This is a genomic window from Methylorubrum aminovorans (assembly GCF_022179725.1).
GTDB lineage: Bacteria > Pseudomonadota > Alphaproteobacteria > Rhizobiales > Beijerinckiaceae > Methylobacterium > Methylobacterium aminovorans.
In genome coordinates this window covers 1-21,864 of record NZ_BPRC01000039.1, presented here as the reverse complement: position 1 = coordinate 21,864, position 21,864 = coordinate 1, and the positions used below count along the sequence as shown (strand labels likewise).

The following is a 21,864-nucleotide window of genomic DNA, read 5'->3' as shown; positions in this document are numbered from 1 at the left end:
GCGCGCAATGATGCCCACAATGCAGGCAAAAGTTCACTCTGAACGCCAGTTTTTGCTTGCAGATAAAATTCGTATCTTTTAGTGAAACAGGAAATATGGTCGGTCACGAAATCGTGATGACTAAAAATTCAACTAGGGAGAACGTGGCATGACCACTTTGACGCCTCCGGCCGGAGGTGAGGCGATCCCGCTTGTCTCGACGCGCTCCGAGGGCGTCGAGGATTGCCTCGTATTTGCCCAGGAATACTCCGGCAGGATCCGCCTCGCCAGTCTGGCGGGCGCCGCGCTGATCGGCGTTGCGGGCGCCGCCCTCGTTTACCGGTCCGACACACAGGCCGAGACGCTTTCGGTTCTCTTCATTGGCTTTTCATTCCTTGGAGGTCTGCTCTCGACTTGGTCACCCTGTGGCTACTCAAGCCTCTGCCTCCTGCGTCCGGTCGGACGACAATCCCGCAGCACCCTCGTCAAGTACACGCCCACCTTCCTGCTGCACGGCGCCGGATATGCGCTTGGGGCCGTGATCCTCGGCGTCATCCTCGGGTTGGCCGGCGGGCTCCTGGGCTTTCCCGGGGCTTCCTTCGTGATGCTCGGCGTTCTGGGCTTGACCGGCCTCGTCTACGGAGCGCACCAACTCGGCTTCCTCCGCGTCCCTTATCCGCAGCGCCGGGCCCAGGTGCCGCATGACGCGCGTCAGCGCTTCCCGATGTGGTTCATCGGCGGCCTGTACGGCCTCTCGCTCGGCCTCAACTATCTCACCTACGTCCAGACGCCGATCCTGTACCTCGTGACCGCAGCGGCCGTGGCGAGCGGCAACGTTACTTCCGCGATCGTGCTGTTCCTGGCCTTCAACGCGGGCCGCTTCCTGCCGATGGCCGTGAATTACCTGCCGGTGAGCGACATTGCCGTGCAGAACTGGCTCGCCCGCCGGCAGGAAAGCGCCGCCCTTCTCGACGGCGGATTGCTGATCGCCTTCGGCGCGGCGCTGCTGACCTTCGCCGTGCTCTGAGCACGGGCGGGCTGGCGCCCGCTCACCCATCCCGTCCCCTGGTCTTTCGCACTCGCCTCAAGGAGAGAATGATGACGCACGCCTATGCCAAACTTCGGCACGCCTTCCGCTACGGATCTACCGCGATCGGCGCCGCGACCCTCGCCGCGACCCTCGCCGCCGGTTCGGTCGTCGCCGCCGAGCAGGGTGCCGCCGCCGCCAAGCAGGCCGCCGCCGACCTCGGCGCCGGCAAGGCGGACGATCCGATGGTGCTGAAGGCGCCCGCGCCGAACGCCCGCCGCGTCTACGTGTACGATCCGAAGCACTTCGCGGCCATCTCGCAGAGTTTCATTATCGACGGTGACGCTGCCCGCGTCGTCGGCATGGCGGATGGCGGCTTCCTGTCGAACACGGTGGTCGCCAGTGACGGCTCCTTCTTCGGGCATGCCAACACGGTGTTCTCGCGGATCGCCCGCGGCAAGCGCACGGACTACGTCGAGCTCCTGGATGCGCGCACGGCCGAACCGATCGCCGACATCGAGCTGCCGAACGCCCCCCGCTTCCTCGTCGGCACCTATCCTTGGATGACGGCGCTGACGCCCAACAACAAGACGCTGCTGTTCTACCAGTTCTCGCCACAGCCGGCCGTCGGCGTCGTCGATCTCGCCGGCAAGAAGTTCGACCGGATGATCGAGGTTCCGGACTGCTATCATATCTTCCCCTCCAGCAACGACACCTTCTTCATGCATTGCCGCGACGGCAGCCTGTTGAAGGTCAGCATGGGCGCCGACGGGAAGTCACAGACCAAGCGGACCGAAATCTTCCATAAGGAGAACGAATACCTCATCAACCATCCGGCCTACTCGCCCAAGAACGGTCGCCTCGTTTGGCCGACCTATACGGGCAAGATCTTCCAGGTCGATCTCTCCTCCCAGGAGGCCAAGTTCCTGCCGGCGATCGAGGCGTTCACCGATGCCGAGAAGAAGGAAGGCTGGGCGCCCGGCGGCTGGCAGCAGGTCGCTTATCACCGTGAGAGCGACCGGATCTTCCTGCTCGGCGACCAGCGCGCCGCGTCCAAGCACAAGGCGCCGAGCCGGTTCCTGTTCGTGATCGATGCCAAGACCGGCAAGCGCATCAGCAAGCTCGAACTCAGGCACGAGATCGACTCGGTCGGCGTGAGCCAGGACGCCAAGCCGCAGCTCTACGCGCTTTCCACCGGCGCCAAAACGCTGTTCATCTTCGATCCCGAGACCGGCAAGGAAGTATCGAGCGTCAACCAGCTCGGCGCCGGCCCGCAGGTCATCACGACCTCGGACATGTGATCGGCATGTCCGAGATCGCCATGCCGCTCCTCGGCGAGCCCGTCGTCACGGTCTTCCTGCGGTCGTTCCTGATCCTGCTCTTCGTCGCGGCCGCCCTGCCGAAGCTGCGCCACGGCGACGAGTTCTTCGGGGTCATGCGGAACTTCCGGCTGATGCCCGAGGCGATGGCCCGCCCCTTCGCCGCCGCGCTTCCTCTCGTGGAGCTGGCACTCGCCGCGGGCCTCGCGGTCCCGGCGACCGCCGCAGCCTCCGCGGCGGGACTCGGCGGCCTGCTGGTCGTGTTCGGCCTCGCCATCGCGATCAACGTGGTGCGCGGCCGGACGGCGATCGATTGCGGCTGCTTCCGCAACGGTATGAAGCAGCCGCTCAGCTGGCTGCTCGTCGGCCGCAACGCCGGCCTCGCCCTCGTGGCCTTCGGCCTTGCCTGGATCCTGCCGGCGGCGCCCGCCGCTGGCCCCTTCGATCTCGCCGTCGGCTTCGCAGCCGCCGGCCTCGCCCTCCTCCTCGGCTACGGCGCCTCGCTCCTGAACGGGCTTCAAGCCGGGGCGCGTCCCTCCTCCATCCCGAAAGGCTGACTGCGATGACCATGCAGTTCCTGATCGCCTCGAACGTCCTGCTCTGGCTCGCCCTGATCGGCTGCGCCGTGCTCCTGCTCGGCTTGCTGCGGCAGGTCGGCCTGCTGCACGAGCGCTCCTCGCCCATGGGCGCCATGATCACCGATCACGGCCCCGACATCGGAGACGCCTCGCCGGTCTTCGACCTTCCGGACCATGCCGGCGCCACCGTGCGCATCGGCGGACCGAGCGCCGAGAGCCGCCCGACGCTGCTGATGTTCACCGCCCCGACCTGCCCGGTCTGCGACAAGCTCTTCCCGCTGATCAAGTCGATCGCCCGGGCCGAGAAGTTCGCGGTGGTGATGATCAGCGACGGGCAGCCGGACGAGCACCAGCGCTTCCTCGCCAAGCACGAGCTCGGCGACATTCGCTACGTCGTCTCCGCCGAGGTCGGCATGGCCTTCCAGGTCGGCAAGATCCCCTACGGCGTGCTGCTCGACGCCGAGGGCGTGATCCGCGCCAAGGGTCTCACCAACACCCGCGAGCATCTCGAGAGCCTGCTCGAGGCGGACAAGAGCGGCTTCGCGTCGATCCAGCAGTTCATGACGAGCCGCAAGCACAACCACGGAGCCAAGGCCGCCTGATCGCAGGGCGCCCGCGTCCGCATCCCAGAACAGCGACGAGGAAACGATGCTCGGAAAATCCCAATTCGACGATCTCTTCGAGAAGATGTCCCGCAAGGTGGCGGGGCATACGAGCCGCCGCGGCTTCATCGGGCGCGTCGGCACGGCGGTGGCCGGCGTGGCGCTGGTGCCCCTGCTGCCGGTCGACCGCCGCGGGCGCGTCAGCCGGGCCAATGCCGCCGAGAGCGCGGGCGATCCGCGCGGAAAGTGGACGCCGCAGGATCACGACGTGCAGGCCTGCGATTACTGGCGGCACTGCTCCATCGACGGCAACATCTGCGACTGCTCCGGCGGCTCGCTCACCAACTGCCCGCCCGGCACCAAGCTCGCGTCCAGCTCTTGGGTCGCCAGCTGCTACAACCCGACCGACAAGCAGAGCTACCTGATCTCCTACCGCGACTGCTGCGGCGCGAGCATGTCCACCCGGTGCCCCTGCCTGAACACGGAAGGAGAGCTGCCGGTCTACCGTCCGGAATTCGGCAACGACATCATCTGGTGCTTCGGCGCCGAGGACGATGCCATGACCTACCACTGCACGATCTCGCCCATCGTCGGAAAGGCCGGCTGATCCCCCGCACCGTGGCCTCTCGGCCGCGGCTTGCGGACAGCCCTGAGACATCGGAGTCGAACCCCATGCGCGTCCTCGTTCTCGCAGCAACCCTCGCTGCCCTCTCCGCCGGTGCGGCGCTCGCCGCCGGTGCCCTCGAAGCGGTGCCGGAGGCTCCCGCCGGCAGCACCGAGGTCAAGATCGCCAAGATGAAGTTCGCGACCCCCGAGGTCCGCATCAAGGCGGGCTCGGCCGTGACCTGGACCAACACCGAGGCCCTGCCGCACAACGTGCACTTCAAGCCGGGCGGCAGCGTCGACAAGGAGCTGGAAGGGCCGATGCTGCGCTCTAACCAGACCTACTCGGTCAAGTTCAACACGCCGGGAACCTACGACTACATCTGCACGCCCCATCCCTTCATGAAGGGCAAGGTCGTCGTCGAGTAGCGACGAGGCCGGCAGGTCCGTGCTCGGCCGCGGACCTGCCGGTCAACCTCTTCCGCCCGTCTCAAGCGGCGTACGGCATCCCGACCCGCTGGGGAGGGGGGGTCAGCGCCGAGCTGCAACGATGGTGCAACGATGTGGATTCCCTATGATCTGACCGGCTCGCTCAAGGGCGAGACATCGGCGGCGAGCCTTCAGCGCTCGCAGGCGGACCGTTCCGTGCGCGACGTGCTGGTCGGCTTCTTCGTGCGCAATCCCATCACCCAGAGCTGGGAGATCGACGTCAGGGCCGAGTCCGCCAAGGAGGTGCTGACGGTCGAGCTGGACGGCATGCCGGCCGAGATCGCCTGCTACGGCGACGAGTCGGGCAAGCTCAGCGAGATCATCTACCGGATCAAAAGCGCCGAGCCCTACGCCGCCTTCGACGCCTGCCGGCACGATCTGGAGGACCGGCTCGCCCGCTGGACGCTGGAACTCGGTCGCGGCATGGCCATCGCCGGCTGGCGCGTGGCCGATCCGGCGAACGAGGCGCGCTGGCGCTGCACCCCGTTCCGTCCGAGCGCACTCGATCTCGATCTCGACGCCGTCGCCTTCGCACCGGACGACCTCAAGCCGGTGCTGCGCCTGTACCAGCGCGCCCGCAACGCCTCCGACCCGGCCTGGCGCCTGCTGAACGCCTACGCGGTGCTGAAGCGCTGGCGGACCGGCGAGGCTCCCTTTCCCGCGAAGCCGCTGCGGCCGGTCCCTACCGTGACCCTGGAGATGCTGGTGCATAGCGGCACCCTCGGCTCAGCCGTGAGCCTCAAGGACCAGCCGCTGACCGTTCTCGTCGATGCCCTGGAGGTCTGGCGCGACGCCGTGCTCCAGGATCTGGAGGCGCCCGGCGAGGGCACGCACGGGCCTCGGGGCGAGGCGCGCTGGAGGCTCGCGCACATGGCGAGCCTCGCGGACCTCGCCGCCCGCGAAATGCTCCTGCGAGAGATCGCCCGCCGCCGCGGCGCCGATCTGGCGCTCGCCTCCTGAGCCTCGGACATCACCCTGAGGAGGCTGAGGGCCATGCGGCCGATCCTGCCGATTCCCGTTCTGATCACCTGGGCCGTCCTCGTCTGCGGCGGCGCCTACGCCGTAACCATGCGCGCCGGCTCCGCCACGGCGATCGTCGGCCCGTCGCAGCAGGGCCTGACTACGCTCAAGGAGCGCTTCCGCCGGCCGGACGGCGTGCCGCATCCGAAGGCCAACCCGGCGACGCCGGAGAAGGTGGCGCTCGGCAAGGCCTTGTTCTTCGATCCGCGGCTCTCGCGCTCGGGCAGCGTCTCCTGCGCGACCTGCCACAATCCGAGCCTCGGCTGGAGCGACGGACTGACCCGCGCGGTGGGCTTCGGCATGGTTTCCCTACCGCGGCGCACCCCGCCCGTGCGCAACCTCGCCTGGGGCTCCGCCTTCCAGTGGGACGGCCGGGCCGACAGCCTGGAGGCGCAGGCGCGCATGCCGATCACGGCGCCCGACGAGATGAACATGCCAATGGATCTCGTCGTCGAGCGCCTGAGGGCGGTACCGGGCTACGCACCGCTCTTCCGCGACGCCTTCGGCGAGGAGCCGATCGGCGCACGCACCGTGACGGCGGCGCTCGCCACCTTCCAGCGGACGCTCGTCTCGGGCGAGGCCCCGTTCGATCGCTGGATCAAGGGCGAGGAGGAGGCCCTCGGAGCCGACGCCCGCCGCGGCTTCGCGCTCTTCACCGGCAAGGCCAATTGCGCGGCCTGCCATTCCGGCTGGCGCTTCACCGACGACAGCTTCCACGACATCGGCCTGGAGGCCGGCGACGATCTCGGCCGCGGCAAGTTCGCGCCGCCGAGCGTGACGGCCATGCGCCATGCCTTCAAGACGCCGTCGCTGCGCGACCTGCGGATGCAGGGCCCTTACATGCACGACGGTCAACTCGCGAACCTGGACGCGGTGATCGAGCACTACGTCAGGGGCGGCGAGCGGCGCCCGAGCCTGTCCTTCGAGATGAGGCCGGTCGAGCTCAGCGCGCAGGAGCGGCGCGATCTCGTCGCCTTCCTCGCATCCCTCGCGGCGGAGCCCGCAGCCGTCACCTTACCGCAACTGCCATAGCAAGGACCCTCGGATGGCCATTCCGAACCTCATGCTCGGCCTTGTCGCCGGCTTGGCACTGACAAGCTTTCATTTCTCGACGGCGGCAGATGCCGAAGACTTTGAAGTGCCGATCCACCACGTTGAATTGCAGGATCCTGGCCTGAAAACCAAGGTGGGCGATACCATCGCCTTCGTGAACCATGCCGACATCGCCCACAACCTGTACCTCACCTACGAGGACGGCCAGGTCGAGACGCTCGACACGCAGCCGCCGCGCACGACGAAGCGCGCGGTGCTGAAGCAGGCCGGCCGCGTGGTCGTGCGCTGCTGGATCCATCCCATCATCCGGATGGAACTCGACGTCGCCGGGAAGTAAAATATCGGGGAGCCTTCCATGGCAAAGCCGAATCCTCCGTCGCGACGGGACCTGCTGACGAGCGGCGCCAAGGCCGCGGGCGTCGCTTGCCTCGCCGGCCTCGCGCTCACGGCCTACGTAGAGTCCGCGCGCAAGGCCGAGGCGAAGGCGTTGCGGCCGCCGGGTGCGCTGCCGGAGGACGATTTCCTTGCAGCCTGCGTCCGCTGCGGCCTGTGCGTGCGAGCCTGCCCGTTCGACACCTTGCGGCTCGCCGAGATGGGGGAGGGGGCACCGCTCGGCACGCCCTTCTTCGTCGCGCGCGAGACCCCCTGCTTCATGTGCGCGGACGTACCCTGTGCCAAGGCCTGCCCGACGGGAGCGCTCGACCGCGACATCCCGAGCATCCGGCAGGCCGACATGGGCGTCGCCGTCCTCGTCGGCCACGAGAGCTGTCTGAACTACAAGGGCATCACCTGCAGCATCTGCCACCGCGTCTGCCCGATCCGCGACGAGGCGATCACGCTGGAAGTCCAGACCATCAAGGGGCGCCGGATGGTGATCCCGACGGTGCATTCCGACAAATGCACCGGCTGCGGCACCTGCGAGAAGCACTGCGTGCTCGGCCACGCCGCGATCCGGGTGTTGCCGCGCGAACTCGGCCTCGGCGGCCGCGGGCGCAACCGGGCGGGGAGGGCGGTATGACGCGCCTGACCCTCACGGCGGAAGCCCGCGCCGAGGGCGTGGCGGCCAAGGGCTGGCTGCGCGCCCACAAATGGTGGCTTCTGCGACGCCTTACGCAGATCACGGCGCTCGGCGTCTTCATGGCCGGCCCGCTCGCGGGTCTCTGGCTCGTCCGGGGGAACTTCGCGTCGAGCGAAGTGCTCGGCGTCCTGCCGCTGAGCGATCCCCTCGTCGCGCTCCAGTCGCTCGCCGCCGGCACGGTGCCGGCAAGCATCGCCCTCCTCGGCGCCCTGCTGATCATCCTGTTCTATGTCGTGGTGGGCGGACGCGCCTATTGCGGCTGGATCTGCCCCGTCAACGTCGTCACCGATACCGCCCAGTGGCTGCGGGAAAAGCTCGGCATCACGCGTGACCGCAAGCTCGACCGGCGCACGCGGCTTTGGGTCCTGGCGGGCGCGCTGCTCGCCTCCCTCCTGAGCGGAACGATCGCCTGGGAGTTCGTGAACCCGGTCAGCCTCCTGCAGCGCGGACTGATCTTCGGACTCGGCGCGGGTTGGACCGTCATCGCGGCCGTCTTCCTCCTCGACCTGCTGATCACGCGCCGGGGCTGGTGCGGCCATCTATGCCCGGTGGGCGCCTTCTACGGCCTGATAGGAAAGGCCAGCCTCGTGCGCGTCGCGGCGGCGCGACGGGAGGATTGCACCAATTGCGGCGCCTGCTTCCAGATCTGCACGGAGCCTCACGTCATCACGCCGGCTCTGAAGGGCAAGGGAACGACGCTGATCCTGCACGAGGATTGTCTCAATTGCGGCGGCTGCATCGACTCCTGTCCAGTCGATGTCTTTGAAATGTCCGTGAGGCGCGGTTCGGCATCGGGTCAGCTCTGATCTTCAGGGATCGAACGGTTCGAGTACGATTGCCTGCATGCCGTCAGCCGGCCACGGAATGGGCTGGCGGGACGTCCGATGCGCTGGAAGCCCTCATCGCCGACCACGAGGCACGCCGTGAACGGCAGTTGTCGCTCCTGGTCGACCGCGCCGAGCGGCTACAGGATACGGCGGACGCGCCGCACGCCTTGCGCCTGACCGAAGAAAGCCTTGCAGCGTTGCGCAGCCATCAGGGATACCGGCGCGCGCGGGCGACCGATAACCCTCTCCCCGCCCCGGCGTCGGGAACCTTCCACGGCCTCATGGAAGGGTTAGCGTGGCGGCTGGCTCGCGGCGGAGAGTATGCCGGGGCCCAAACCGAGGCATGACCGTGTTCGGGCCTCCTGCCCTGCCGGCGGCCACTCCGTGTTTTGGGATGAAACGGCCGCCTCGCCATCGGCGCTGAGGTAAAGCCCAACAGAGCCCGCCACTCGACCTGCCGGCCCAACTCCCGTCGATCCATGCCCGGACCGGTGCCGTGCCGCCGACTTGCGGAGAGGTTGCCCGAAGATCCTCACGTCCTCGCGCTTGCCAAGCCTGGCCTCCTCGATTAATTCCGTACGTATGGATTTCAAACGGGTTTGATTGGATGGGACGTACCCGAACCATCGACCGGGACAATGTCTTGGACCACGCCGAGCAGATCGTGTGCCGGGAGGGCGCCACGGCGCTCACCTTTGATGCCGTCGCCAGGGCGGCCGGCATCACCAAGGGGGGCCTGCAATACTGCTTCGGCGACAAGGACGGCATGATCGCCGCCCTGGTCGAGCGCTGGTTCGCAGCCTTCGACGCCGAACTCGCGCGAACCACGGTCGCGGATGCGGCCGTTCCTGACCAAGCTCGCGGCTACGTCATGGCTTCGAGCCGCCTCGACGAGGCTTCCCAGACGAAGATGGTCGGCCTGCTCGTGACCTTGCTGCGGTCGCCCGAGCACATGGAACGCGTGCGCACATGGTACGCCGCCTGGATCGCAAGGTTCGATCCCGGTTCCGAGGCGCAGCGCCGGGCTCGCATAGCCTTCTTCGCCGCCGAGGGCGCCTTCTTTCTCCGCAGCCTCGGCTTGGTCGAGATGGACCAAGCCGAGTGGGACGGCGTCTTCGCCGACTTCCTCGAGCTGCTCTGACCCGCTTCCGCCCGATCCATCCGACATCAGTGGAGTGACCGTTGAACACGGAGCCTCGCTTCTCCGCGCCCGAGAACCTGCGCGCCATCGCCGACGCCGGCCGTGCTTTGAGCCGCCGCCGGAAACGGGACGGCCACTGGGTGTTCGAACTGGAGGCGGACGCCACCATCCCGTCCGAGTACGTGCTCCTGGAGCACTACATGGACCGCATCACGCCCGCGCGGCAGGCCAAGATCGGCGCGTACCTGCGGCGCAGGCAGGGTGATCATGGCGGATGGCCCATGTTCCATGGCGGTGCATTCAACATGTCCGCCAGCGTGAAGGCGTACTGCGCCCTCAAGGCCATCGGCGACGCTCCCGACGCGCCGCACATGGTGCGCGCGCGCCATGCCATCCTCGGCCATGGCGGGGCCGAGCGCGCCAACGTCTTCACCCGCATCCAGCTTGCCCTGTTCGGCGCCATCCCATGGCGCGGCGTGCCGGTGATGCCGGTCGAGATCATGCACCTGCCCAGGTGGTTCTTCTTCAACATCTGGGCGATGTCCTATTGGGCCCGCGTCTGCGTGGTGCCGCTCCTCGTGCTGCAGGCTCTGAAGCCGCGCGCCCGCAACCCGCGCCGGGTACGCTTCGACGAGATTTTCCGCACCCCGCCGGACCGGGTCCGCGACTGGATCCGGGGACCATACCGCTCCCGCTGGGGCGTGGTGTTCAAACACGTCGACGCGGTGCTGCGCCGGACCGAGCCGCTGTTCCCGAAGGTCGCGCGCGAGCGCGCCATCGCCAAGGCCGTCGACTTCGTGGAGGAGCGCCTGAACGGCGAGGACGGACTCGGCGCGATCTACCCGGCCATGGCTTACGCGCTGATGATGTACGACGTGCTGGGCTATCCCGACGACGACCCGCGCCGCGTCACGATCTGGCAGGCCATCGACAAGCTGATGGTCGAGACCGACGAGGAGGTTTACTGCCAGCCCTGCGTCTCACCCGTGTGGGACACCAGCCTGTCCGGCCACGCCATGATCGAGGCGTCGCGCACCGGCGGCGTCGAGGCGCGGCAGGAACTCGACGCTACCTGCGACTGGCTGGCCGCGCGCCAGATCACGAGCGTTCGCGGCGATTGGACCGCGATGCGGCCGCAGGCCGAGCCGGGCGGCTGGGCCTTCCAGTACCGCAACGATCACTATCCGGACGTGGACGACACCGCGGTCGTGGGCATGCTCCTCCACCGCAACGGCCGGCCCGAGCACGCCGAGGCCGTCGAGAAGGCGAGGGCCTGGATCGTCGGCATGCAGAGCCGCAACGGCGGCTGGGGGGCCTTCGACGCGGAGAACGACCGCGAGTTCCTCAACCACATCCCGTTCGCGGACCACGGGGCGCTGCTCGATCCGCCGACCGCCGACGTGACCGGCCGCTGCATCTCCTTCCTGTCCCAGCTCGGTCATGAGGATGATCGGCCCGTGATCGCGCGCGCCCTGGCTTACCTTCGGGCCGAGCAGGAGGCGGATGGCAGCTGGTACGGACGCTGGGGCACCAATTACGTCTACGGCACATGGTCGGTGCTGTGTGCCCTCAACGCGGCCGGCGTCCCGTACGACGATCCGATGGTGCGCCGGGCCGTGGACTGGCTGGTCTCGATCCAGCGGGTGGATGGCGGCTGGGGCGAGGACGAGCGCAGCTACGACGCGGGCCACTATGTCGAGAACGCCGAGAGTTTGCCTTCGCAGACCGCCTGGGCGATGCTCGGCCTGATGGCGGTCGGGCAGGCCGACCACCCCGCGGTCCTGCGCGGAGCGGCCTACCTGCAACGCACGCAGGGTGCGGACGGCGAGTGGCGGGAGCAGGCCTACAACGCCGTCGGCTTCCCGCGGGTGTTCTACCTCAAATACCACGGTTACCGGCTGTTCTTCCCGCTCTTCGCCCTGTCACGCTTGCACAACCTGCAGCGGGGCAACAGCCGGGAGGTCAGCCTTGGATTTTAGGGCCGCGGAATCCGGGCCGTGAAATCGATCGGGAAACCTCGATGATCACGACGCGTGCACGAACAAGGTCTTGCGCAGACGAAGCTCCGGTACCATGCCGGAACCTCTTCCGATCGTCCCTTCCATGGCTTGGCTGCGATGGCGTCTACGATCGCGGCAGTTTCGATCGCCGCCCTCGTGATGAGATCGGTCCCGACGGGATCGCGGGACCACCGTGCCGGATGTCCGCCGCGACCGCGAGCCGGTGATGACTGATTGCGTGGGCTTCCCGCCCGAGGGCGCGGCGATCGTCGCGACGCGGCGGGCGAATGTCCTCGCACAGGCCGATGCGGTGCTCGCGATCAAGGGCCCGCCGACATCGAGCCGGCGCTTTGCGGCGCGCCGGACGGCGCAATCTGTCCGCGCCGATGACCTTCCGTCGAAGCTGATCTCGGCCCCGCGTCACGGCATGAGCGCTCTGGATTCCGAGACCGGGCCTTTGAGGCAGGTCGGACACCGTTCGAATTAACGCTCTTCGGAGTCTGGCTCGGCCGTGGCGGAGCCAAGCTGCTGAACGCGGTGTTCCTGATACGGACACGCTTCCGGCGTGGATGACAGGGGAGCGTGAGCGCTGAAGGGCGTCTTCGGATGTCGGGACGAGCGGGCACTCAGCCCCATTGCCTGGGCGCTGCTCGAGCTGGATGAGATCGGTCACTCGGTGGCGGGTGCCTCGATGGCCGACGATCCTTGCTGGCGCATCGATTCCGGGCCCATGATGACGTCGCGAGAGGTCATCAGCTTCGCGATCGAGGCTACCGCTCGCGCATCGAGTCGGCTCGACCATGGTCGGCACGAGCGGTCTGAGAACCGAACATAAACTGTTGTTGGCAAGCACCATCGCCGCCGCAAACCGGTTTATCGGCACTCGCCCTGATCTGTTAAGCTTGCGCTCCGAGTTTCTCTAGTGACCGTACCCTGAACGCCGCCGAAGTGCGGTACAGGAGGTTGTTATCGTGAGTTTTGTATTCATTTCCGCCGCACTTCGAACTATCGCCTTCAACGCGACGACAGTATTTTTGAGTCAGTCAACGCCGCGGACCACTGACTCAAGCCTAGCGGGGCAGCACGTCCGCTGGGATCCCCCACCGGTTTCTAGGCGGAGCTAGCGATGTCCCGCCCCCTCGCGGCAATGGCCTGTGTTCTAGCCTTCGCCGCTCCCCTCGGGCTGGCTTGGTTACAGGCATGGCCACTCCTGACCACACGCCCCCTGCCAACCAACCTGGACATCGATGCGGCTCTGCTCGCCACGCTCATTATACTCTGCAGCGTCGTGCTGACCGCGCTGATGTCCGCCGGCATCCGCTCGGCGTAGGATCGGCGTCAAGGCGACGACGCGACCTGCGCAATCTGAGCGTTCAGGCGGCAACGCATCCCGGTCAACGCAATGGCGGCGTTCCGGGTCCGCGTCGCAGCACGGAGACCGTGATCAAAGCGGCTTACCAGGCGGTGCTTGGGCCGGGCGTCGCGCTGCAGCCCAGCATCCAGTACGTGTCCAAGCCCGGCGGCGGGATCAGCAACCCGCGCGATCCGGACGGTGCGCGGATCCGCAACGCCGCCGTGTTCGGCCTGCGTGCCACGGTCCGCTACTGAGCGCTCCCAGCCGCTCTCAGTCGCGCGGCGGCCGGATGCCGAGGCCGCGGATCAACGCGAAGACCGCGAGCGCCGAGGCGACGGCGACCGCGATGGCAACCGAGGAGCCGTTCTCGTTGTCCGCGAGCGGCAGCCCCTTGGTGTTCATACCGAACAGGCCGGTCACCAGCGTTGGCGGTAGGAACAGGGCGGTGAGCACCGAGAGGGTGTAGAGTTGCCGGTTGGACGCCTGGGCGAGGTAGGAGGCCAGCTCCTCCTGCATCAGGCGGCTGCGGTCGGCGAGCATCACCATATCCCGGTCGAGGGCGTCCAGCCGCTGTGCGATCCGGACGGCGGCCGCAACGGCGACGGCCGGGATCTGCTCGTCGGACGCGGCTGTCTCCAACCGGTGGAAGACGGCGCGCAGCCCCAGGAGCTGTCTGTGCAGCCGGACCGCGTCGCGACGGATCGGTCCGAGCCGCCGCCGCTCGCCGCGCACGCGCTCGTCGAGGATGTGGTCCTCGATCTCGTCGAGTTCGTCGGCGAGACGGCTGCCGGTCTCCGCCATCGCGGTGACGACCTGCCCGACGATGATCTCCAGGAGCTGGACAGGCGCGAGGATGCACTGCCCATCGGCGGCCGCATCGCGAGCGAGGTCGGGTCCAACAACGGGGTGGCGCCGTCCGCTCGCGAGGAGGCGCGGCCCCATCACGAAATGCAGGCGCCCACCCGCATCGACCTTGGCCGGCTCGCCGGTCTCGCGGACCAGATCGGCCACGACGCCGCCGATATGGCCAACCTCGACCATGAGGCGCTGGTGCGGATCGCTTGCGAAAGCCGCAGCAGTCAGGTGGCGCGGACCGAGTTTGCCCTCGGCGACGAAGTCTGCGAGGCGTGCGTCGTTCAGGTTGAAGTGCAGCCAGGTGAAGCCCTCGCCGAAGCCGCCAGGGACTGGCAACCGCTCTTCGTGATCGACGAGGTGGCCGCGGCCGCTCTCGTCGAAGCGCATGGCCCAGAGAAGGCCCGGAAGTGCCGGCTCGTCGCAGAGGAGACGAGCTGGCTGAGCCGATGCTGCACTCATCTCGGCTCAGAACAGGCGCGAGAAGATCACGTAGAGCGTTCCCGACAGCAGCATCGCCACCGGAAGGGTGAGGATCCAGGCCATGGCCAGGTTGCGCAGGGTCGTGAGCTGCAAGCCCGATCGGTTGGCTGCCATTGTGCCCGCAACACCCGACGAGAGCACGTGCGTGGTCGAAACCGGCAAGCCGAACATGTCGGCCGCGCCGATCGTGCCGGCGGCGACCAACTCTGCGGACGCGCCTTGCGCGTAAGTCAGGTGCGTCTTCCCGATCTTCTCGCCCACCGTGATCACGATGCGCTTCCAGCCGACCATGGTGCCGAGGCCGAGGGCGATCGCCACCGCCACCTTGACCCAAGTGGGGATGAACCGCGTCGCCTCATCAAGGCTCTTCTTGTAGGCGTTGAGCGTGCCCACCTCGGCGGAGGAGAGCTCGCTCTCCTTGTCCTTCATCAGGAAGCGGATTGCTTCGGAGGCGAGGTACATGTCGTTGCGGGTGTTCCCCACCGCCTCGGCCGGTACCTTAGCGAGCGTCCCGTACTGGTCGACCTGCTCGCCGATCTGCTTGATCAGGGTCGAGAGTGACGGATAGGTGCCGCCCTCGATCTTGTGGGCGGCGACGTAGGCCGTCACCGCCGGGCGAGGGTCGCCGATGATGTCGTAGCCGGCCGCTTTCTTGGCGACGACCTCTGAGGCGGCCTGCGAGGTCAGCTTGAACTGCGCCACCGAGGAATCCGGCAGGGCGCGGTTAAGGGCGTAGGCGGTCGGCACGGTGCCGATCAGGATGAGCATGATCAGGCCCATGCCCTTCTGCCCGTCGTTTGAGCCATGGGCGAAGGACACGCCGGTGCAGGTGGCGATCAGGATGCCGCGGATCCACCACGGCGGCGGCTCCTTGCCCTTAGGCTCAGCGTAGAGGGCAGGATTGCGCACCACGAAGCGCAGGACGAGCAGGAGGGCACCGGCGGCCATGAAGCCGAAGACGGGTGAGAGCAGCAGCGACCAGCCGATCTCGGTCGCCTTCGTCCAGTCCACACCCGATGTGCCGGAGCGGCCGTGGAGGAGCGCGTTGGCGACGCCGACGCCGATGATCGAGCCGATCAGGGTGTGCGAGGACGAGGCGGGCAGGCCGAAGTACCAGGTGCCAAGATTCCAGATGATGGCAGCAATCAGCAGGGCAAAGACCATGGCGAAGCCCGCGCCAGAGCCCACCTGCAGGATCAGCTCCACGGGGAGCAGACTGACGATGCCGAAGGCGACCGCGCCCGAGGACAGGAGCACGCCGAGGAAGTTGAAGAAGCCGGACCAGACCACCGCGACGTTGGCGGGTAGTGAGTGCGTGTAGATGACGGTTGCGACGGCGTTGGCGGTGTCGTGGAAGCCGTTCACGAACTCGAAGCCGAGCGCGATGATGAGGGCGACGAACAGCAGGATGTAGGGCAGGTACGTGGTGACCTGGACGCCGGTGGCATCGACGTCGAGGTAGATGCTGTAGGCGACGTAGGCGAGTGCTGCTGCGATTGCGCCTGTGAAGATGATAGCCGTGAGGATGGAGCGGTTGCCGTCGAGGTTGGGTCGACCGTGATGCGGTTCGGGCGCTGTTTGGTTACGGCCTGGCGCGTAGCTGCCGATTGCTGATCCTGCCATGCCGACACCTCCGACGGTCTGCGGGCAATTTCGTGCCGCTGGACACCTCCTGAGCACGTGGTCGGCGAAATTTTTGTGACAGGTCAGGGATTAAACTAGGATCTCGCGCGTGTGACCGAAAAGCGGGCCGTCTGCGGACCTGATGGGGCATCCGCTCGAACGAGTGGGACGGCTTCACTCCAACCTGAGCGAAGCCGAGGCATGACTCTCGTTCCTCGACACCCACCTTTCGCTCGATCGACACGACAGCTTCCGATGGCCACACGACTCCCCATCTTCTGCCGATCAGCTTCGCGAGCGTGAGGGGTCCCGTGCGACTTCCACCTACACAGGCGTCGGCCTAGACGAGGCCACACGTGGAAGATCTATGGGGCTGTAGGACAGGAAGCCGCCGCGGCCGGCACCAGCGACGACGATTGCATGGTCCGGGTGTGGAAGCGGATTCTTCCGGCACCGTGCGGGGCGTGAACGAAAAACCCCGCCGCAGCTGAGCCGGGCGGGGTAAGGTGCTTTCGAAGCCCGTCGGTGAGAGCGGGACGAGCTATATGCGCGAGAGGAAAAATTGTTTCCTTAACGTATGCGAGATCCTCGAAAATTCGTTCGATAGTGCCTCGAGGGAAGCGCTTGCCGGAGAGGCTTTGCCTCCTCTGTCGCCTAGATCAACCTGCCTTGATCCGGCCGTGTGCAGAGTATGCCTTGAACAGATGGTCGGATTTCCGGGCGTGCGCTGGGGCGATGTCTCGTCTCGGCAACACGGCGGCCGGATCGAGCAACCTGGGCGCTGGCACGCGGCTGGAGATCTTGAGTCACCCCTACGCTGAAGGTTCCCGAGCCTAGCGGGGAGGGGCCCCAAGGCCTACGGGTCGAGCCTTCGCGTCCGCGCCTTATACCGGTGCCGTGCTCGCAGGTTGCCTCGTTCATCCCGCGGCTTGGCCGTCTACGATCGAGGCGGATGATGAGCAGGCATTGCCTGATTCAGACGCGACCTGGGTCGACCTTCCACCGGCCCTGCGCATGAACCTGGCGAGGCGGGATCCGGATCTGCCGAACCGGGCGATCCGGCCGGGCAGCCCCCGACCCCGGAAATCGAGACCGCACGGGGTGTGGCCTATAGCTTGGGAACGGCTTGCCTGATCGGCTCCGCAGGTCACCGATCCGTCGAGTTGGGGTCCAAGCCTCTCGTCCGCGCAAGCACCATGAGCGCGTCGACGTCGTCGGGGATGACCCTCTCCGGTTCGGGCTGCCCGCCGCCGCGGCTTGGCGGCAGCGGCCGGCTTGCCTTCTCGACCGAGCTTGCAAGGCAAGCAAGCCAATCCGCCAACTTCGTACGCCCGAAGGCGGCGGCTTGGTGGTATCCGGCAATGAAGGCCGCGGACTCCGCGATCCCGCGACCGACGAGATCCTCTGGCAGGAAATCTGCGGCGTGCCAGGATGCCGGCACGACACCATGGCGATCAAGACGGACCAGTTCGTTAATCAAGCTTCCGATCTCCGGCGTGGCGGCATCCCGCGCCCTCCTGTCGATCTTATCGCGCCGGTCCTGCTCCGCCGGGGTCAATCCACGCACCCGCACGGCCCTACGACCCTCGATTGCGAACTGCATCACGCGATCGAGCAGCCGAAACCAGGGAAGGCCTTCCTCCGCCTTGTCGCTGGCGATAAGCCGTAACCGGAAGCACTGACCGGCGAAGATACCGGCCATCTCGTATGCAAGCGGATCGGGATCGGGACGCGGATATCGATCGATACGGCGAAGTTGCTTCTTGACGATGCGATCGTGCGCCGCGACGAACGCATCGAGGGGCAGGAGTTCCTCGCGGCCGAAGACCTCGAGCAGCAGCGCATTCAGGGTCACGCCGTGCTTCGGGCGGCTCGGGGGATCGGGGCGCCTGAAGGCGAGGTCGAAGGCCTCCCTGCACAGAGCCGGGTCACCCTTCGGGCGAGCCCGAGGTTCGTTCGACGCTATGACGAACGGTCGAGGTCCCACGTTGAACATGCTCATCAAATTGATTCCCTGACGGTCTCGGCGGCCCGGACGCGCATGATCTCCCTTCGGACGATTGCGGGGAACCGGCTGGGGCAGGGGTGTCGTCGGGCTCGACGGTGGCATCGACGCTGAGGCAGCCCCTGGCCGATCGACGCGGTCGCGAGGCCTCCGTCGCCATGCCCGGGGCCCGAGATCGGCAGCCTCGGCAAAAATCGCCCTCGTCGGCCCCAACCCACGTATGGGCGGCTAGGTCGGTTCAGGGCCCCACGAAAAACCTGTGGACAACTACCCCAGATCCGGCCGCGTCGTCCGTGACCTTCCGGCTGGACACGCGGAGCACGGCAGGCGTCCCCGGAACCAACGACAGCAGGCATGCCGCAAGGAGGAATCGAGGCGTCGCCGTGCGAACCAGAGTTGATCGCTTAGTAGAGGCACGAGGCCGTGAAGGGTAGGACGTTTTCGGCTGTCGCCCTGCCGTGCGCCACCTCGGCGCCTTCGTTGGTGATGCGGGCGACCGCGAGTTCGTCGACGACAGCGGCCGCGATGAGGCCGGATTGCTCCAAGAAGCGTAGGCAGGAACGAAGGCTTGCACGCGTGCACCCGAGCCCGTGGACATCGAGCAGATCGGACAGGACCGCTTCGTTGGCGGCCCCTCTTAGCTCGTCGTCGATCAAGATGCGCAGGACGACCAGAGCCTGGTGCTTCGCCACGATCTCTGCAGTAACGCTTTGCTGTTCGTTCGAGATCATCGCCACCCACCGCTGACTCGTCGCCCGGCTACCTGCACCCTGTCTGCCGGCGAGAGGTTCGGCGAGGGTCATCGCGTCGTAGCTCGATCGCGAGAAGGGCTACCGCGTCGCCGCCCGGGCCACGTTCGTATCGGGCAAGGCCGCCTTGACCTGGCGCTGCTCGACTATCCCTACGACTAACCGTGGGTCGTCCGCCACGTCAGCCTCACGGGACGCGAAGACAACCTAGGGCACGAGGACACGTATGGCCGTCAGCTCCTACACGACCTCTCAGGTCGTGCCGAGCAGGATGGCGTCCCCGCCGGCGGCGACCCAACCCCGCGTGAGCGCCTTGATCGGGCGGATCTCGGCACCGCGGATGCGGAACGGCAGGTCGCGAGCCTTGGCTTGCGATAGCGAGCGTCACTTGCTCCGGGATTTATCGCATCAGGCCCTGCATGACCCCGCACCGTGCCTTGACCTCGACCGGCGTGCAGGTCTCCGTCGGCGGCGGCATCGTGGCCCGGGCGCGCTTGCCGGCCATGAACCGAGCTCCGTATGACCGAGCACGATCCGGGACAGCATCTCGGGGAAGGGCCGGCCGCCCTTGCCGCCGAGCCGGTGGCAGAACCAGCCGTAGGCCGTCGTCCGGCTCAGGGTCCCCGGCCCACGGCGCACCCGCCGAAAGCCCGGCCGAGCGCCTCCTGCAGTTCTGGAGCGGCTTCTACGCTATCGAGTCGGAAAGCTGCTGACCGGAGCGGATGCGCTTGGGCTCACTCACCGAGGTATCCAGCGCTGTCGCCGAGACGATGGCCACACAGGGGATCGTCGCTAGGCGGTGCGACGGGTAGGGCGCTCGACGCTGAGCGAGCTAATCGTTCAAGTCGGTTTCGACCCGATTCACATCTGGAAGCGGACCTGCCGCTTCCGGCCAAGAATGACCGTGCGCCGCCGGGTGCCTCAGGCTCTCCGAGATCGTCGCAACATTTCGAAGCGGGCTTGGCTATGCCATGGTCCTTCGTTCGAAGGACCGAATTCGAAGCACAATCTGGCTCCCCAGCCCCGGGCTGGAGCCGTCTCGGAGCAATGCCAGCATGTCCGACGATCGCTACCATAAGAAGGCGATTGGTGATCGCCCGCTCCATCCCGAGACTCTGATGCTTGGCTACGGCTACGATCCAGCCCTATCTGAGGGTGCGGTGAAGCCGCCGGTTTTCCTCACATCGACCTTTGTCTTCACATCGGCCGAGCACGGCAAAGCCTTCTTCGACTACGTCTCCGGGCGGCGCGTCCCCCCGGCCGGCGAGGCGGCCGGGCTCGTCTACTCGCGCTTCAATCATCCCAACAGCGAGATCGTCGAGGATCGGCTGGCCGTGTTCGAGGGTGCTGAGGCCGGACTAGTCTTCTCCTCCGGCATGTCGGCGATCGCGACCACAATCCTGGCCTTCGCACGACCCGGCGACGCGCTCCTGCACTCGCAGCCGCTCTATGGAGGTACTGAGACGCTGATCGCCAAGACCCTTGCCGATTTTGGCATTGTGCCGTTCGGCTTCGCCAACGGGATTGATTCGGCAAACGTGCGCGCTGCGGCCAACCAAGCCGCCGAGGCGGGACGGATCAGCGTCATTATGGTCGAGACGCCCTCGAATCCGCTCAATACTCTCGTCGATCTTAGCCTTATCCGCACTGTGGCCGACGAGATAAGCGCCCGACAAGGCGGTGTGGCTCCGGTAGTGGTTTGCGATAACACCCTCCTCGGCCCGCTCTTCCAGCACCCGCTACGCCACGGCGCCGACATTTCAGTTTACTCGCTGACAAAGTACGTCGGAGGCCACTCCGACCTAATCGCTGGCGCAGCCCTCGGCTCAGCAGCACGGATCAAGCCGGTGCGACTGCTGCGTTCAGCGATCGGGACCGGTCTCGATCCCCATTCCTGCTGGATGCTGGGGCGGTCGCTCGAAACCTTGTCGCTGCGGATGAGTGCGGCCAACCGAAATGGCGAGATCGTGAGCCGAATGCTGGCTGCGCATCCGAAGGTGTCTCGCCTCCACCATCTCGCGCATCTGGAGCCCGGATCGCCGCAGTCTCTTGTCTATGCTGAGCAATGCGCGTCGCCAGGCTCAACGTTCTCGTTCGACATCGTCGGTGGCGAAGCGGAGGCATTCCAAGTCCTCAACGCTCTTCAGCTGTTCAAGCTCGCCGTCAGCCTGGGCGGCACGGAGTCGCTCGCCAGCCACCCGGCCTCCACAACCCATTCGGGCGTGCCAAAGGCCGTACGTGACCGCCTCGGCATTACGGACGCGACGATCAGGGTATCTATTGGCATCGAACATCCAGACGATCTGCTCGCTGATCTTATCGCTGCTCTCGCCACTCTCGGCTAAACGGCGATCAGCCCGCGAGATGTGCGGAAGTTTCGGCGACGACATCCGGTCCGCCTGATTGGAACCACAATCCGATATTGCCCCCCGCACCGAAAGCGGACATTCGGCTTTACGCTCACTACCTACGGTCAGGTGGGTCCGGCAAAGGCTTCGAAGCGGATGTCGCAGCACCTCTGCTAATCGGTCTGAGTGGCGTTTGCCATCGAGCAGGCCATCCCTGAGGGTCAGTACCTGTCGCTGTGCGTGACCGACACGGGTGTCGGAATGCCACCAGAGGTGATCGCGCGGGCCTTCGAACCGTTCTTCACCACCAAGCCGATCGGCGAGGGCACCGGCCTCGGTCTTTCGATGATCTACGGCTTCGCCCAGCAGTCGGGCGGACAGGTGCGCATCTACTCGGAGGTTGGGCAGGGAACGACGGTATGCATCTACCTGCCTCGCCACTACGGCGAGGTCGAGGACGATGACGCCTCCATTGGGGTGTCCGACCTGCCGCGTTCCGAGCGGGGCGAAACGGTGCTGATCGTGGACGACGAGCCAACCGTGCGGATGCTGGTCGCCGACATTCTTGAGGACCTCGGCTACACATCGATTGAGGCGGGCGACAGCGCTGCGGGGCTCAAGGTTTGTCAGCGGGCGTTGAATACTCCCTGATTGTGGGCATCGAAAATTCCCTGGTCGGTGCCCTGGCCCGTAGGGTCGCGACGCCCCGCGCCCTCTCGGGCTTTTCCATCCTC

The 21,864-nt window shown here is 66.7% G+C and carries 20 protein-coding genes and 2 pseudogenes; 18 read left to right on the top strand and 4 right to left on the bottom strand.

Features of this window, described 5'->3' with window-relative positions:
• The first annotated feature begins 148 nt into the window (after positions 1-148).
• From MFF24_RS26045 to MFF24_RS25970, 16 genes and pseudogenes are all read left to right on the top strand, one after another.
• Complete coding sequence (locus MFF24_RS26045) at positions 149-1,006, top strand: cytochrome c biogenesis protein CcdA (RefSeq protein WP_238228871.1); 858 nt, start codon at positions 149-151, stop codon at positions 1,004-1,006.
• A gap of 71 nt (positions 1,007-1,077) precedes the next feature.
• The gene (mauB, locus tag MFF24_RS26040; RefSeq protein WP_238228870.1) at positions 1,078-2,307 is read left to right on the top strand and encodes a methylamine dehydrogenase (amicyanin) large subunit; all 1,230 of its coding nucleotides are present in this window, start codon (positions 1,078-1,080) and stop codon (positions 2,305-2,307) included.
• Between the two features lie 14 nt (positions 2,308-2,321).
• The gene (locus tag MFF24_RS26035; protein ID WP_238228880.1) at positions 2,322-2,882 is read left to right on the top strand and encodes a MauE/DoxX family redox-associated membrane protein; all 561 of its coding nucleotides are present in this window, start codon (positions 2,322-2,324) and stop codon (positions 2,880-2,882) included.
• Between the two features lie 5 nt (positions 2,883-2,887).
• Positions 2,888-3,505 (top strand): methylamine dehydrogenase accessory protein MauD, encoded by a 618-nt coding sequence (gene mauD, locus MFF24_RS26030; RefSeq protein WP_108943163.1) that lies wholly within the window; start codon positions 2,888-2,890, stop codon positions 3,503-3,505.
• Positions 3,506-3,551: 46 nt separating this feature from the next.
• Positions 3,552-4,112, top strand: coding sequence for a methylamine dehydrogenase (amicyanin) small subunit (mauA, locus tag MFF24_RS26025; protein ID WP_108943162.1), 561 nt, complete (start codon positions 3,552-3,554; stop codon positions 4,110-4,112).
• Between the two features lie 65 nt (positions 4,113-4,177).
• Positions 4,178-4,537, top strand: coding sequence for an amicyanin (locus MFF24_RS26020; RefSeq protein ID WP_108943161.1), 360 nt, complete (start codon positions 4,178-4,180; stop codon positions 4,535-4,537).
• Between the two features lie 132 nt (positions 4,538-4,669).
• Complete coding sequence (locus MFF24_RS26015) at positions 4,670-5,557, top strand: methylamine utilization protein MauJ (protein ID WP_108943160.1); 888 nt, start codon at positions 4,670-4,672, stop codon at positions 5,555-5,557.
• A 33-nt stretch (positions 5,558-5,590) separates the two neighbouring features.
• Positions 5,591-6,649, top strand: a complete 1,059-nt coding sequence (mauG, locus tag MFF24_RS26010; protein ID WP_238228869.1) for a tryptophan tryptophylquinone biosynthesis enzyme MauG — start codon at positions 5,591-5,593, stop codon at positions 6,647-6,649.
• Positions 6,650-6,662: 13 nt separating this feature from the next.
• The gene (locus MFF24_RS26005) at positions 6,663-7,007 is read left to right on the top strand and encodes a cupredoxin domain-containing protein (protein WP_238228868.1); all 345 of its coding nucleotides are present in this window, start codon (positions 6,663-6,665) and stop codon (positions 7,005-7,007) included.
• A gap of 18 nt (positions 7,008-7,025) precedes the next feature.
• Positions 7,026-7,688 (top strand): ferredoxin-type protein NapG, encoded by a 663-nt coding sequence (gene napG, locus MFF24_RS26000; protein ID WP_238228867.1) that lies wholly within the window; start codon positions 7,026-7,028, stop codon positions 7,686-7,688.
• A complete protein-coding gene (gene napH, locus MFF24_RS25995; protein ID WP_238228866.1) occupies positions 7,685-8,554 on the top strand; it encodes a quinol dehydrogenase ferredoxin subunit NapH in 870 nt (289 codons plus the stop codon). The genes napG and napH overlap by 4 nt, the downstream gene beginning before the upstream one ends.
• Before the next feature lie 628 nt (positions 8,555-9,182).
• Complete coding sequence (locus MFF24_RS25990) at positions 9,183-9,716, top strand: TetR/AcrR family transcriptional regulator (RefSeq protein ID WP_238228865.1); 534 nt, start codon at positions 9,183-9,185, stop codon at positions 9,714-9,716.
• 41 nt (positions 9,717-9,757) lie between these two features.
• Positions 9,758-11,695: a squalene--hopene cyclase gene (gene shc / locus MFF24_RS25985; protein ID WP_238228864.1), complete on the top strand. Its 1,938-nt coding sequence runs from the start codon at positions 9,758-9,760 to the stop codon at positions 11,693-11,695.
• A 247-nt stretch (positions 11,696-11,942) separates the two neighbouring features.
• Complete coding sequence (locus tag MFF24_RS25980) at positions 11,943-12,203, top strand: hypothetical protein (RefSeq protein WP_238228863.1); 261 nt, start codon at positions 11,943-11,945, stop codon at positions 12,201-12,203.
• A 639-nt stretch (positions 12,204-12,842) separates the two neighbouring features.
• Entirely contained in the window at positions 12,843-13,046 is a 204-nt protein-coding gene (locus MFF24_RS25975) for a hypothetical protein (RefSeq protein ID WP_238228862.1), read from the top strand.
• Between the two features lie 74 nt (positions 13,047-13,120).
• Positions 13,121-13,324 (top strand): annotated as a pseudogene (locus MFF24_RS25970) (carbohydrate porin); the annotation flags it as partial.
• 16 nt (positions 13,325-13,340) lie between these two features.
• Here MFF24_RS25970 and MFF24_RS25965 read toward each other — a convergent pair.
• The 4 genes from MFF24_RS25965 to MFF24_RS25950 all read right to left on the bottom strand — a co-directional run bounded on the left by MFF24_RS25965 (position 13,341) and on the right by MFF24_RS25950 (position 18,836).
• Positions 13,341-14,384 carry a CorA family divalent cation transporter gene (locus tag MFF24_RS25965; RefSeq protein ID WP_238228861.1) on the bottom strand — a complete coding sequence of 348 codons (1,044 nt, stop codon included), beginning with the start codon at positions 14,382-14,384 and terminating at the stop codon, positions 13,341-13,343.
• 6 nt (positions 14,385-14,390) lie between these two features.
• On the bottom strand, positions 14,391-16,028 hold the full coding sequence (locus MFF24_RS25960; RefSeq protein WP_238228860.1) for an inorganic phosphate transporter: 1,638 nt from the start codon (positions 16,026-16,028) through the stop codon (positions 14,391-14,393).
• A gap of 1,147 nt (positions 16,029-17,175) precedes the next feature.
• On the bottom strand, positions 17,176-18,030 hold the full coding sequence (locus MFF24_RS25955) for a hypothetical protein (protein ID WP_238228859.1): 855 nt from the start codon (positions 18,028-18,030) through the stop codon (positions 17,176-17,178).
• 407 nt (positions 18,031-18,437) lie between these two features.
• Positions 18,438-18,836, bottom strand: a complete 399-nt coding sequence (locus MFF24_RS25950) for a VpaChn25_0724 family phage protein (RefSeq protein ID WP_238228858.1) — start codon at positions 18,834-18,836, stop codon at positions 18,438-18,440.
• A gap of 1,001 nt (positions 18,837-19,837) precedes the next feature.
• Here MFF24_RS25950 and MFF24_RS25940 point away from each other — a divergent pair.
• Together MFF24_RS25940 and MFF24_RS25935 are read left to right on the top strand one after the other, a co-directional pair.
• On the top strand, positions 19,838-21,127 hold the full coding sequence (locus MFF24_RS25940; RefSeq protein WP_238228857.1) for a cystathionine gamma-synthase family protein: 1,290 nt from the start codon (positions 19,838-19,840) through the stop codon (positions 21,125-21,127).
• A gap of 213 nt (positions 21,128-21,340) precedes the next feature.
• Positions 21,341-21,760 (top strand): annotated as a pseudogene (locus MFF24_RS25935) (ATP-binding protein); the annotation flags it as partial.
• Between the last annotated feature and the right edge of the window lie 104 nt (positions 21,761-21,864).

Coding starts and splice junctions, on each gene's coding strand:
- mauB (WP_238228870.1), top strand. CDS start 1,078: ATGACGCACGCCTATGCCAAACTTCGGCACGCCTTCCGCTACGGATCT.
- MFF24_RS26045 (WP_238228871.1), top strand. CDS start 149: ATGACCACTTTGACGCCTCCGGCCGGAGGTGAGGCGATCCCGCTTGTC.
- MFF24_RS26015 (WP_108943160.1), top strand. CDS start 4,670: ATGTGGATTCCCTATGATCTGACCGGCTCGCTCAAGGGCGAGACATCG.
- napG (WP_238228867.1), top strand. CDS start 7,026: ATGGCAAAGCCGAATCCTCCGTCGCGACGGGACCTGCTGACGAGCGGC.
- MFF24_RS25990 (WP_238228865.1), top strand. CDS start 9,183: ATGGGACGTACCCGAACCATCGACCGGGACAATGTCTTGGACCACGCC.
- MFF24_RS25980 (WP_238228863.1), top strand. CDS start 11,943: ATGACTGATTGCGTGGGCTTCCCGCCCGAGGGCGCGGCGATCGTCGCG.
- MFF24_RS25960 (WP_238228860.1), bottom strand. CDS start 16,028: ATGGCAGGATCAGCAATCGGCAGCTACGCGCCAGGCCGTAACCAAACA.
- MFF24_RS25955 (WP_238228859.1), bottom strand. CDS start 18,030: ATGAGCATGTTCAACGTGGGACCTCGACCGTTCGTCATAGCGTCGAAC.
- napH (WP_238228866.1), top strand. CDS start 7,685: ATGACGCGCCTGACCCTCACGGCGGAAGCCCGCGCCGAGGGCGTGGCG.
- mauG (WP_238228869.1), top strand. CDS start 5,591: ATGCGGCCGATCCTGCCGATTCCCGTTCTGATCACCTGGGCCGTCCTC.
- mauA (WP_108943162.1), top strand. CDS start 3,552: ATGCTCGGAAAATCCCAATTCGACGATCTCTTCGAGAAGATGTCCCGC.
- MFF24_RS25965 (WP_238228861.1), bottom strand. CDS start 14,384: ATGAGTGCAGCATCGGCTCAGCCAGCTCGTCTCCTCTGCGACGAGCCG.
- MFF24_RS25940 (WP_238228857.1), top strand. CDS start 19,838: ATGTCCGACGATCGCTACCATAAGAAGGCGATTGGTGATCGCCCGCTC.
- MFF24_RS26005 (WP_238228868.1), top strand. CDS start 6,663: ATGGCCATTCCGAACCTCATGCTCGGCCTTGTCGCCGGCTTGGCACTG.
- mauD (WP_108943163.1), top strand. CDS start 2,888: ATGACCATGCAGTTCCTGATCGCCTCGAACGTCCTGCTCTGGCTCGCC.
- MFF24_RS25975 (WP_238228862.1), top strand. CDS start 12,843: ATGTCCCGCCCCCTCGCGGCAATGGCCTGTGTTCTAGCCTTCGCCGCT.
- MFF24_RS25950 (WP_238228858.1), bottom strand. CDS start 18,836: ATGACCCTCGCCGAACCTCTCGCCGGCAGACAGGGTGCAGGTAGCCGG.
- MFF24_RS26020 (WP_108943161.1), top strand. CDS start 4,178: ATGCGCGTCCTCGTTCTCGCAGCAACCCTCGCTGCCCTCTCCGCCGGT.